The sequence below is a fragment of the Burkholderia sp. 28_3 genome, from assembly GCF_003253915.1.
Lineage (GTDB): Bacteria > Pseudomonadota > Gammaproteobacteria > Burkholderiales > Burkholderiaceae > Burkholderia > Burkholderia cenocepacia.
The window spans coordinates 159,219-169,510 of the sequence record NZ_QKZF01000019.1; the positions used below are offsets into that span (position 1 = coordinate 159,219).

Annotated in this window: 12 protein-coding genes; 3 read left to right on the forward strand and 9 right to left on the reverse strand. The window is 66.7% G+C overall.

Features of this window, described 5'->3' with window-relative positions; translation table 11 throughout:
- Positions 1-52 precede the first annotated feature (52 nt).
- On the forward strand, positions 53-247 hold the full coding sequence (locus tag DFS13_RS30160; RefSeq protein WP_006482893.1) for a hypothetical protein: 195 nt from the start codon (positions 53-55) through the stop codon (positions 245-247).
- 133 nt (positions 248-380) lie between these two features.
- Here DFS13_RS30160 and hppD read toward each other — a convergent pair whose 3' ends face one another.
- Positions 381-1,478: a 4-hydroxyphenylpyruvate dioxygenase gene (gene hppD, locus DFS13_RS30165; protein WP_006497422.1), complete on the reverse strand. Its 1,098-nt coding sequence runs from the start codon at positions 1,476-1,478 to the stop codon at positions 381-383.
- A 214-nt stretch (positions 1,479-1,692) separates the two neighbouring features.
- Here hppD and DFS13_RS30170 point away from each other — a divergent pair, with 214 nt between their 5' ends.
- On the forward strand, positions 1,693-2,217 hold the full coding sequence (locus DFS13_RS30170; RefSeq protein WP_006482889.1) for an Lrp/AsnC family transcriptional regulator: 525 nt from the start codon (positions 1,693-1,695) through the stop codon (positions 2,215-2,217).
- 65 nt (positions 2,218-2,282) lie between these two features.
- Here the strand turns inward: DFS13_RS30170 and DFS13_RS30175 are convergent, their stop codons facing one another.
- The 8 genes from DFS13_RS30175 to paaA form a co-directional block, all read right to left on the reverse strand.
- Complete coding sequence (locus DFS13_RS30175) at positions 2,283-2,930, reverse strand: GNAT family N-acetyltransferase (protein WP_006497421.1); 648 nt, start codon at positions 2,928-2,930, stop codon at positions 2,283-2,285.
- 234 nt (positions 2,931-3,164) lie between these two features.
- Entirely contained in the window at positions 3,165-3,770 is a 606-nt protein-coding gene (locus DFS13_RS30180) for a TetR/AcrR family transcriptional regulator (protein WP_006482923.1), read from the reverse strand.
- Positions 3,771-3,782: 12 nt separating this feature from the next.
- The gene (locus DFS13_RS30185; protein ID WP_012492290.1) at positions 3,783-4,604 is read right to left on the reverse strand and encodes a DUF1835 domain-containing protein; all 822 of its coding nucleotides are present in this window, start codon (positions 4,602-4,604) and stop codon (positions 3,783-3,785) included.
- Positions 4,605-4,731: 127 nt separating this feature from the next.
- Positions 4,732-5,820: a 1,2-phenylacetyl-CoA epoxidase subunit PaaE gene (gene paaE, locus DFS13_RS30190; RefSeq protein ID WP_006482925.1), complete on the reverse strand. Its 1,089-nt coding sequence runs from the start codon at positions 5,818-5,820 to the stop codon at positions 4,732-4,734.
- Positions 5,821-5,822: 2 nt separating this feature from the next.
- Positions 5,823-6,377, reverse strand: coding sequence for a 1,2-phenylacetyl-CoA epoxidase subunit PaaD (paaD, locus tag DFS13_RS30195; RefSeq protein ID WP_006482879.1), 555 nt, complete (start codon positions 6,375-6,377; stop codon positions 5,823-5,825).
- Positions 6,378-6,402: 25 nt separating this feature from the next.
- Positions 6,403-7,206 carry a 1,2-phenylacetyl-CoA epoxidase subunit PaaC gene (gene paaC / locus DFS13_RS30200; RefSeq protein WP_006482907.1) on the reverse strand — a complete coding sequence of 268 codons (804 nt, stop codon included), beginning with the start codon at positions 7,204-7,206 and terminating at the stop codon, positions 6,403-6,405.
- 10 nt (positions 7,207-7,216) lie between these two features.
- Positions 7,217-7,501, reverse strand: a complete 285-nt coding sequence (gene paaB, locus DFS13_RS30205; protein WP_006482881.1) for a 1,2-phenylacetyl-CoA epoxidase subunit PaaB — start codon at positions 7,499-7,501, stop codon at positions 7,217-7,219.
- 35 nt (positions 7,502-7,536) lie between these two features.
- Positions 7,537-8,535, reverse strand: a complete 999-nt coding sequence (gene paaA, locus DFS13_RS30210) for a 1,2-phenylacetyl-CoA epoxidase subunit PaaA (protein ID WP_006497418.1) — start codon at positions 8,533-8,535, stop codon at positions 7,537-7,539.
- A 199-nt stretch (positions 8,536-8,734) separates the two neighbouring features.
- Here paaA and DFS13_RS30215 point away from each other — a divergent pair, with 199 nt between their 5' ends.
- Complete coding sequence (locus DFS13_RS30215; RefSeq protein WP_111442475.1) at positions 8,735-10,000, forward strand: SGNH/GDSL hydrolase family protein; 1,266 nt, start codon at positions 8,735-8,737, stop codon at positions 9,998-10,000.
- Positions 10,001-10,292 lie beyond the last annotated feature (292 nt).

Here is a 10,292-nt window from a genome sequence, read left to right on the forward strand (position 1 = left end):
GGGTTCGTTCCGACGCAGTCGGGGAGGCGCCGGCAGTTTTACAGGAGGTGCAATGAACACACGTCATATCCAGAGTTTCCTGATCGTGTCCGCCGCGTTTTTCTCGATGACCGGCCCGGTGCACGCGCGAGGCGCGAGCGCACTGGCGGCAGCCGGCGCGCAGATGCAGCAGATCGTGCCGGCCCAGGACGCCGCAGCCCAGCCGTCGGCCGAGCGTGCCGCCGAGTCGAAGGCGAACGTGCGTTGATGCGATCGCGCGGCTTGCGGGCCGCGCCGAAATACAAAAGGGCGGGAATCGTCGGATTCCCGCCCTTTTTCTTTGTGCGGCCGGATCGCGCGGGCGGCCCGGCTGTCGAGGCCGCTGCCGCGCGGTGCAAGCGTCAGGCCTTGTCCTGCACGACGCCGCGGCGGATCTGGTCGAGCTCGATCGATTCGAACAGCGCCTTGAAGTTGCCTTCGCCGAAGCCCTGGTTGCCCTTGCGCTGGATGATCTCGAAGAAGATCGGCCCGATCTGGTTCTCGGTGAAGATCTGCAGCAGCAGGTCGTCGCGCGCGCCGTCGATCAGGATCTTGCGTTTCTTCAGCTCGGCCAGCGATTCGCCGTGGTTCGGCACGCGGCGGTCGACCAGCTCGTAATACGTGTCGATCGTGTCGAGCAGCTTCACTTCCTTGCTGCGCAGCCCGTCGACCGCCTGGTAGATGTCGCTCGCGCCGAGCGCGATGTGCTGGATGCCTTCGCCGTGATACGCGTCGAGGTATTCCTGGATCTGGCCGGCCGTGTCTGAGCCTTCCTCGTTGATCGGGATGCGGATCTTGCCGCACGGCGACGTCATCGCCTTCGACTTCACGCCGGTCACCTTGCCTTCGATGTCGAAGTAGCGCACTTCGCGGAAGTTGAACAGGCGCTCGTAGAACTCGGCCCATTCCTGCATGCGGCCGCGATGCACGTTGTGCGTCAGGTGGTCGATGTAGGTGAGGCCGTGCCCGATCGGGTTCGGGTTCGCGCCGGGAATCGGCTCGAAGTCGACGTCGTAGATGCTGATGTCGCCGATCGCGCCCGGCTGCGCGCCGTTCTTGCCGCGCCAGCGGTCGACGAAATAGATCAGCGAATCGCCGATCCCCTTGATCGCCGGGATGTTCAGCTCCATCGGGCCCGTCTTGTTGTCGAAGCCCCACGCGCCGAGTTCCAGCGCACGCTGGTACGCCTTCGCGGCGTCCTGCACGCGGAACGCGATCGCGCAGATCGACGGGCCGTGCAGGCGCGCGAAGCGCTGCGCGAACGAATCCGGTTCGGCGTTGATGATGAAATTGATGTCGCCCTGGCGGTACACCGTCACGTCCTTGTGGCGGTGGCGCGCGATCGCGGTGAAACCCATCCGTTCGAACAGGTGTCCGAGCGCTTTCGGGTCCGGTGCCGTGTATTCGATGAATTCGAAGCCGTCGGTGCCGACGGGGTTGTCCCAGGTGGGGATCTGCATGTCGTGTCTCCTGTGCGGGGCGATCGGCCGGGGCGGCGTGCGCGTGCTCGGCCTGGTTCGATGTCGACGGCCGCCTCCTCAATGAGCGTGTGCGGCGCGTCGAGACATGCGACAGAGTGTAGCGGGCGGCCGCGAGCGGAAACTTGCGAACTTGATCGCCCGCGCCTACGATGGCGCAATTTCCAGTCTCAAAATAATCAACGGAGGGCAGAAAATGGCGCAAGCCGAATTGGATGCCATCGATCGGCGAATTCTCGCGATTCTTCAGGAGAACGGGCGCCTGTCGAACCAGGAGATCGCCGAGCGCGTGAACCTGTCGCCGAGCCCGTGCCTGCGGCGGATCCGGCGGCTCGAGGACATCGGCGTGATCACCGGCTACGTCGCACTGCTGAATCCGCAGAAGCTCGGGCTCGACCTGCTCGCGTACGTGAGCGTGCGGCTCGAAAAGCGTGGCGGCCTCGCGCCGGTCCGGGTCGACGAGACGTCGGCGCGCGCGGGCGCGACGCACGCGGAGCTGTTTCGCGCGGCCGTGCAGGCCTGGCCGGAAGTGGTCGCGTGCCACGCGATGACGGGCGACATGGATTACCTGCTGCGCGTGCAGGTCGAGGACATGGCGCATTTCTCCCGCTTCGTGCAGGAGCATCTGCTGCATCACCCGTCGGTGATCGACGTGAAGACGAGCTTTTCGCTCGACTGCTTCAAGGAAACGACGGCGTTGCCGATTCGTTCGGTGCGCTAGCGGGCAGGGAAAGGAGGGAGCCGGGTGCGCCACAGGCGCGGCCCGGCTGGCCGACGCCGTCGACGTCAGGCCGTCAGTGCGGCGGGTATCAGCGATTCGATGAACTTCGTCGTGCGGCGCGCCTGGCGCTTCATCGCGTAGTCGAACACCGCGGCCTGTTCCTGCAGCATCTCGGCGATGATCGTCGAGTGGTCGGCGGGCGGCAGCGACAGGTACGCATCGGCTTCGCCGTACGCGTACTCGATTCGCATCCCGGATTTCTTCGCGATGTGCATCATCGTCGCGTTACGCGACAGGCAGTGCATGTACAGCATCGTCACGTGCGTGTTGCGGCTGCGGATCGCCGCGCGCTCGAACAGCTTCGAGCCGACGCCGCGGCCGCGTGCGCTTTCGAGCACCGACACGCCGAATTCGGCCGTGCGCTTGTCGCCTTCGGCCGGCAGATAGGCCAGGTGGCCGACGCCGATCAGTTCGAGATCGTGGTCGAACACGCCGAATACGGTATCGCGACCGAAATCGATCGTGCGGACATAGTTCTCGATCACGTGGTCGGGCACCATCTGGCCGAAGCGCAGCAGGCGGTCCTCTTCGTCGAGCGAGAGAAAGTGGGTGAGCATCTGCTCACGGTCTTTGGAAGCCAGTTCCCTGACGAGAACCGGCGCAGTACCGGCGTGGCCGACAGCATCGGCACGGCGGTTGGATCGCGTGTTCATCGTGGGTTCCTCAGTGTGTGGCTGCACAAGCGGCTTGTGCAATGCAACAGCATTCTACCCGACCGAGGTAAGGGAAAACCCGCATTTGACGTTATTTGTGCCGAGGGTGAATTCTAAATCCGCTTAATTATTCGTCTATCTATTTGATTTTTAATGGATTTAAAATTCATCATATGAAACGCGCGACGGGCGGTCGCACTGTGCCCGCCGCGCAACGCATGCTGCTGCGCGGCATCAGGCCGCTGTCGACAGCCCGCGTTCGATCAGGTCGATTACCTGTTCGGCGAAGTCGCGGTAGCCGAGGCGCCCGCCCGGCTTCAGCCATGTGAAGGTCCAGTTGATCATCCCGAACACCATCATCGTCACGGAGGTCTGGTTTTCCTTCGAGATGCGGTCGGGATACGCGCGCGCGAGCTGCCGCGTGAACGCCGCGACGATGTCGCGCTGGCGGTCGAGCACGATTTCGCGCTGCGCATCCTCCAGATACTTCACGTCGTTGAGCAGCGCGACGTGGCGGCTGTGCGACGTCTCGTATTCGGCGAGGAACGCGCGCACGAGCTCGGCGAACGCGTCGCGCTCGCTGAGGCCGCGCCGCTGGCTCGCACCCTCGACCTCGGCGATGATCAGCATCAGCCGTTTGGTGTAGCGATCGAGCAGGTCGAACAGGATCGCTTCCTTGCTCTCGTAATAGTGATAGAGCCGCGCCTTCGACGTGCCGCTCGCGGTCGCGAGATCGGACATCGACGTGCTCGGGTAGCTCGTCTGCGCGAATTTCTCGGCGGCTAGGTCGAGGATCTGCTCGCGCTGGGATTCGTGGTCGGGCGCTCGGGTTCGGGCCATGGTCGAAGAAGATTAGCGGTGCGCGGCGGCCGGGGCCGCGCGCACCTGAGTGGAAGAGAGGGCCGCGGGCGCGTCGTCCTGCAGCTCGAGTCGGCCGGTGGCCGCGAGTTCGCGGCAGCGCCACCACGCGATCGAGTCGCTGACGAACAGCCCGCCGCGGTCGGCGGCGGCCATGATGCTGCCGACGAGGCGCCGCGCGGGCTGCCAGTCGGTTTCCGCGCGCGCGACGATCAGCGCGTCGAGATCGGCGTAGTGGCCGCTCTTGATCGTGTTGCTGACCCAATAACGCAGCTCGGCGTTCAGGTGCTTCGCCTCCTGCCACTCGAGCGCAAGGCGGCCGATGCGCAGGACCGAGATCGGCGCGGCCACCGGCCGCTTGCGCGCCAGTTCCGCGGGCGAGAACATCCCGGTCGCGCAGGCCTGGTCGGTACGCGACAGCGATGCGCGCTGCGCGGCGTCGAGGTCGGCGGCCGACAGCCGTACCTCGTTCAGGCGCTGCGGCACGTTGCGCAGGTGATAGGCGACGCGGCGCAGCAGCAGCTTGTCGCCGACGCTCGGCGCATGCCACACGACGACCTGGCCGGTATCCATCGCGAGCTGGTCGAGGCGGGCGAATTCGCCTTCGATTTCTGCGTTCCAGTCGGGAATCTGGTCGCCGAGCACGTGCTGCCAGAAAGCGGCGCGCGTGTCGGGCGTCTCGTCGGCGCCCTTCAGTGGCCCGACGCCGAGATCGTCGAGCAAACCGACGACGCGCTCGTCGCGTCCGGCTTGCACGAGAGCCTCGCGCAGCGACGCGGCGGCGGTGCCGCCCTGAATCACATGAATGGTACTCATCGGCCTGTCGTCAACAAAAGAAAACCGCCGACGGGCGGACGTTGCGATGTCCAGCCGGCCGGCGGCCCCTAGTGTAAGCGAGATGTGTGACGGCGAGAAACCGTCGGGCGCCGCGACGCGATGCCGCTCAACGTTCGTCGAAGCTCACGACGACCTTGTCGCTGATCGGGTGGCACTGGCACGTCAGCACGAAACCATCCTCCACCTCGTGCTCCTCGAGCGTGTAGTTCTTCTCCATCCGCACTTCGCCTTCGACCACCTTCGCGCGGCACGTGCAGCACACGCCGCCCTTGCACGCATACGGCAGCGCGAGGCCCGCGCGCAGGCCCACGTCGAGCAGGCTCACGCCTTCGTACGGCAAGCGCAGCTTGCGCTTCTTGCCGTCGAGCACGATCTCGAGATCGGCGGCCGGCGTCTGGTCGGTGATCTCGACGACCGGTGCGCCGGCCTGCGGCAGCGGCGTGCCGAAGCGCTCGACGTGCACCTTCGCCTGCGGCACGCCGGCCGCCTTCAGCGCGGCTTCGGCGGCGTCCATCATCGGCGCCGGGCCGCAGATGAACGCCTCGTCGATCGCGTCGGCCGGCGTCAGCGTGGCGAGGAATTCCGCGCATTTCGCCTGGTCGAGCACGCCGTTGAACAGCTCGACGTCCTGCAGATCGTCCGACAGCACGTGGTAGAGGACGAAGCGGTTCATGTAGCGGTTCTTCAGGTCCTCGAGCTCCTCCGCGAACATGATCGCGTCGACGCTGCGGTTGCCGTAGATCAGCGTGAACGTGCTGCGCGGCTCGAGTTCGAGCGTCGTCTTCACGATCGCGAGCACCGGCGTGATCCCCGAGCCGCCCGAAAACGCGACGTACTGCTTGCCGTGGTCGGCGTTCAGGTGCGTGAAGAAGCGGCCATCCGGTGTCATCACGTCGATCATGTGGCCGGGCTTCAGCGTATCGAACGCGAAGTTCGAGAAGCGGCCGCCGCGCACGCGCTTGATGCCGATGCGCAGTTCGCCGTCACGGTCGTAGTCCGTCGTGCCGACGCAGATCGAATACGAGCGGCGCGTCTCCTCGCCGTCGATGTGGGTCTTCAGCGTGACGAACTGGCCCTGCGTGAAGCGGTACGCGTCGCGCAATTCGGGCGGCACGTCGAACGAGACGGTCACGGCGTCGGCGGTCTCGGGCCGCACGTCGCGGATACGCAGCGGGTGAAATTGCGGGGTCGCCATATTCAGTAGGGTTTGAAGTAGTCGAAGGGTTCGCGGCAGTCGACGCAGCGATACAGCGCCTTGCAGGCCGTGGACGCGAATTGCGCGAGACGTTCGGTGCGCGCAGAGCCGCAGCGCGGGCAGGTGGGCGCCGCGACCGGCCGCGGCACGAAGCGCACGACGTTCTCCCGCGGCGCGGCGCTGCCGCACTGGCCGACCGGCGGCGCGATGCCGTACGCGCGCAGCTTGTCGCGCGCTTCCTGCGTGATCCAGTCGGTCGTCCACGCGGGAGCGAGCACCGTCTCGATCCGGTGCGGCGGCAAGTCGGCGGCCTGCAGCGCGGCGGCGATGTCCTCGGCGATCTGCGACATCGCCGGGCAGCCCGAGTAGGTCGGCGTGATCACGACTTCGAGCTGGCCGTCATCCGCGCGGCGGACGTCGCGCAGGATGCCGAGCTCGCGGATCGACACGACCGGGATCTCCGGATCGGGCACGGCTTCGAGCACGTCCCACGCGCGGGCGAGCAACGGATCGTCGCGGTGCGCGGCGGGGGCAGGGGCGGCGGTCTGGGCGGACATCGTCGGGCTCCGTGGCGTGGGCCGGTTACCAGCTCGCGCCGGGATGCTGGCGCGCGAGGCTCTGCATTTCGGCGAGGAGGTAGCCCATGTGCTCCGAGTGCTCGCCCTGCTTGCCGGTCGTCACATGCTTCACCGGCGCCGGCAACGTGAGCGTGGCTTCCGCGAGCGCGTCATCCACGTCCGCGCGCCACGCGGCCTCGATCGCGGCCGGCGCCGGGCCGATGCCCGGTGCGACGATCGCGTCGTCGATCGCATCGGCGGCGAAGAATTCGCGTGTGTACGGCATCAGGTAGTCGAGCGCGGCCTGCGCGCGGCGGTGCGATTCGTCGGTGCCGTCGCCGAGGCGCACGAGCCACTCGCGCGCATGCTGGACGTGATAACGGGTTTCCTTCACCGATTTCGCGGCGATCGCCGCCAGTTGCGTGTCGGTCGACGTCTCCAGCGCGCTCCATACGTGCAGCATCAGCGCCGCGTACAGGAAGTTGCGCACGATCGTCACCGCGTAGTCCTTGTCGGCGTGCGCGGTGCCGGAGACCGGGCCGTAGTGCGGCAGTTCGGCGAGCGTGAAGTTCGCGAACTCACGCTCGGTGCGGAAGTACGCGTAGTCGTCCTCGGTCTTCGTCGCGCCGGTGAGCTGGCGCTCGAGCTCGGCCGCGTGCGTGTACAGCATGCGCGCCTGGCCGATGAGGTCGAGGCTCATGTTGGTGAGCGCGATGTCTTCCTCGAGGATCGGGCCGTGGCCGCACCATTCGGCATTGCGCTGACCGAGGATCAGCGCGTTGTCCGCGAGGCGCAGCACGTAGGAGAGGTGTTCGGGCGTGATCGTCATGGCGCGGGCGTTACATGTGGTTGACTTCGTCGGGCAGCGTGTAGAACGTCGGATGACGGTAGATCTTGTCGCCCGCCGGTTCGAACAGTTCGGCCTTCTCGCTCGGGTCCGACGCGGTGATCGCCGACGACGGCACCACCCAGATGCTCACGCCTTCCTGGCGACGCGTGTAGACGTCGCGCGCCATGCGCAGCGCCATCGTCGCGTCGGCCGCGTGCAGGCTGCCGCAATGCTTGTGGTCGAGGCCCTGCTTGCTGCGCACGAACACTTCCCAGATCGGCCATTCCTTGTTCATCGTTTTCTCCTGATTCCTGAATTCGAGGGGGCCGCTCAGGCGGCCTGCTGTTCGGCGCGGGCGCGGCGCTTCGCTTCGTGCGCGAGCGCGGCTTCGCGCACCCAGGCGCCATCCTCGTGGGCTTTCACGCGCGTCGCGAGGCGTTCCTTGTTGCACGGGCCGTCGCCGTTGACCACGCGCCAGAATTCGTCCCAGTCGATCGCGCCGTAGTCGTGGTGGCCACGCGCTTCGTTCCATTTCAGGTCGGGGTCGGGCAGCGTCACGCCGAGCACCTTCGCCTGGTCGACCGTCGCGTCGACGAATTTCTGGCGCAGATCGTCGTTCGAGATCCGCTTGATGCCCCATTTGGCGGACTGGCTGCTGTGGACCGAATCGGCGTCGCTCGGGCCGAACATCATCAGCACCGGCCACCACCAGCGATCGACGGCCTGCTGGACCATCGCGCGCTGCGCGTCGCTGCCCTTCATCATCGACAGCAACGCGTCGAAACCCTGGCGCTGATGGAACGACTCTTCCTTGCACACGCGAATCATCGCGCGCGCGTACGGACCGTACGTGCAGCGGCACAGCGGGATCTGGTTCATGATCGCGGCGCCGTCGACCAGCCAGCCGATCACGCCGACGTCGGCCCAGGTCGGCGTCGGGTAGTTGAAGATGCTCGAGTATTTCGCCTTGCCGGCGTGCAGCGCGTCGATCAGCGAATCGCGCGATACGCCGAGCGTTTCGGCCGCGCTATAAAGATAGAGGCCGTGGCCGGCTTCGTCCTGCACCTTCGCGAGCAGGATCGCCTTGCGCTTCAGGCTCGGCGCGCGCGAGATCCAGTTGCCTTCCGGCAGCATGCCGACGACTTCGGAGTGCGCGTGCTGCGAGATCTGGCGCACCAGCGTCTTGCGATACGCGTCGGGCATCCAGTCCTGCGGTTCGATCTTGCCGTCCGCGGCCATCACCGCATCGAACCGCGCCTGCTCGGGCGACTCGGCTGCGGCGTCGAGCGGCGCGACGTTGCCGGGGATGTCGAGGGATTGCGTGTACATGGCGAAGGCTCTCGTCCGGTTGAGTGTGTGCGAAGTATAAACCAACCGACCGGTCGGTTAATAAATTTCTTGTGGATTTGCGGCGGGACTCGGGTAAACGAGGGACATCGGGGCGCGATCAAGCGGAGCAAGTGCGGCCCCGCACGTGGGGCCGGCATCTTCTGCGGCACAATGCCCGTTTCCGATGAGGATTTTGCCGATGTCATTTCGAAGCAGTTTCGCCGCGGCTGTGCTGGGTGCGGCCGTTCTCGTGTCGCCGCTTGCAGCGTCGGCCGCGCCGGCCGGGTGGGTCGCTGCGTGGGCGACCGCGCTGCAGCCGATTCCCGACCTCGCCGCACCGCCGCCGCTCTACCGCGCGCCAGACGTGGCCGGGCGAACCGTGCGTCAGATCGTCTACCCGACCGTGTCGGGGCGGGCGGCGCGGATTCGCGTGAGCAACGCATACGGTCGCGCGCCGCTGGTCGTCGTGGCCGCGAGTCTCGCGCGCGCCGGCGAAGGGGCCGCGCTCGCCGGTGGTGCGGCGGTGCCGGTCCGGTTCGGCGGCAAGGCGTCGGTGACGCTCGCGCCGGGCCAGGAACTCGAAAGCGACCCGGTGGCGATCGGCGTGACGGCCGCGCAGCCGTATGCGATCAGCCTCCAGATGGGGCCGAACCAGCGAATGACGGTCTGGCATCGCGTGTCGAACCAGTTCAACTATGTGTCCGGGCCGGGTGATCACGTGAACGATCCGGGCGCCGCGACGTTTCGCACCCGCTTTACCCAATATGCGTGGGTGACCGAACTGGCCGTCGAAGCTGGTCCCGCACACGCCAGCGTCGCGGCGATCGGCGATTCGATCACCGACGGGCTGCGCTCCAGCGTGAACCGGAACCGCCGCTGGCCCGACGCGCTCGCGCGCCGGCTGGCTGCAGCGGGTGCCGATTCGGTCGGCGTCGTAAATCTCGGCATCAGCGGGAACCGGCTGCTCAGCGATTCCGCGTGTTACGGCACGTCGCTGGCGTCGCGGTTCGAGCGTGACGCGCTGTCGCGCTCGGGCGTGAAGGCGGCGATCGTGCTGATCGGGATCAACGACATCAATTTCGCGGCGATGCCGCCGCGCGCGGGGCTCGATTGCGATCACCCGCATACGCAGGTGACGGCTGCATCGCTGATCGATGGCTATCGCCGGCTGATCGAGGCGGCGCACCGACAGGGCGTGAAGGTCTTCGGCGCGACACTCACGCCGGCGGCGCTGCCGGCCGGGCGCGAGGCGATCCGGCTCGAGGTGAATCGGTGGATCCGCAGCGGCGGCGGGTTCGACGGCGTCGTGGACTTCGACGCGGCGCTGCGCGATCCGGCGCGCCCGAGCGTGCTGCAACGCCGATACGATAGCGGCGACGGTATCCATCCGAGCGACGCCGGCTACACGGCGATGGCCGACGCGGTGCCGATTGAGCGACTGCAGGCTGCTGCGGGCGGCAGCTGACACGCTCTCTATATATAGAAGGGAACGTTGCCGACGGCTGGTGGATCGACCGCGCTTCCCGGCCCGTCGAGCCCAAAGCCTCCGTGCGCGTGAGCGCACGGAGGCTTTTTCAAACTTTCTTCACAAAGCGCTTGCATGGATGGGGACAGGTGCTTAGAATCACGCCTCTTTCGCGCTAACGGAAACGCGGCGCGGGAGGAAGGGAAGCAGTGCCGTTGGAGTTCGGAAGGTAGCGAGCCTCGGCGGTACGGAAGTTGAGCCCCGCAGTCGCAACGAAGTCGTTCAGAAAGTT

Excerpts from the sequence above, each read along its gene's own strand:
- DFS13_RS30160 (WP_006482893.1), top strand. The coding sequence starts at position 53 with ATGAACACACGTCATATCCAGAGTTTCCTGATCGTGTCCGCCGCGTTT.
- hppD (WP_006497422.1), bottom strand. The coding sequence starts at position 1,478 with ATGCAGATCCCCACCTGGGACAACCCCGTCGGCACCGACGGCTTCGAA.
- DFS13_RS30170 (WP_006482889.1), top strand. The coding sequence starts at position 1,693 with ATGGCGCAAGCCGAATTGGATGCCATCGATCGGCGAATTCTCGCGATT.
- DFS13_RS30175 (WP_006497421.1), bottom strand. The coding sequence starts at position 2,930 with ATGAACACGCGATCCAACCGCCGTGCCGATGCTGTCGGCCACGCCGGT.
- DFS13_RS30180 (WP_006482923.1), bottom strand. The coding sequence starts at position 3,770 with ATGGCCCGAACCCGAGCGCCCGACCACGAATCCCAGCGCGAGCAGATC.
- DFS13_RS30185 (WP_012492290.1), bottom strand. The coding sequence starts at position 4,604 with ATGAGTACCATTCATGTGATTCAGGGCGGCACCGCCGCCGCGTCGCTG.
- paaE (WP_006482925.1), bottom strand. The coding sequence starts at position 5,820 with ATGGCGACCCCGCAATTTCACCCGCTGCGTATCCGCGACGTGCGGCCC.
- paaD (WP_006482879.1), bottom strand. The coding sequence starts at position 6,377 with ATGTCCGCCCAGACCGCCGCCCCTGCCCCCGCCGCGCACCGCGACGAT.
- paaC (WP_006482907.1), bottom strand. The coding sequence starts at position 7,206 with ATGACGATCACGCCCGAACACCTCTCCTACGTGCTGCGCCTCGCGGAC.
- paaB (WP_006482881.1), bottom strand. The coding sequence starts at position 7,501 with ATGAACAAGGAATGGCCGATCTGGGAAGTGTTCGTGCGCAGCAAGCAG.
- paaA (WP_006497418.1), bottom strand. The coding sequence starts at position 8,535 with ATGTACACGCAATCCCTCGACATCCCCGGCAACGTCGCGCCGCTCGAC.
- DFS13_RS30215 (WP_111442475.1), top strand. The coding sequence starts at position 8,735 with ATGTCATTTCGAAGCAGTTTCGCCGCGGCTGTGCTGGGTGCGGCCGTT.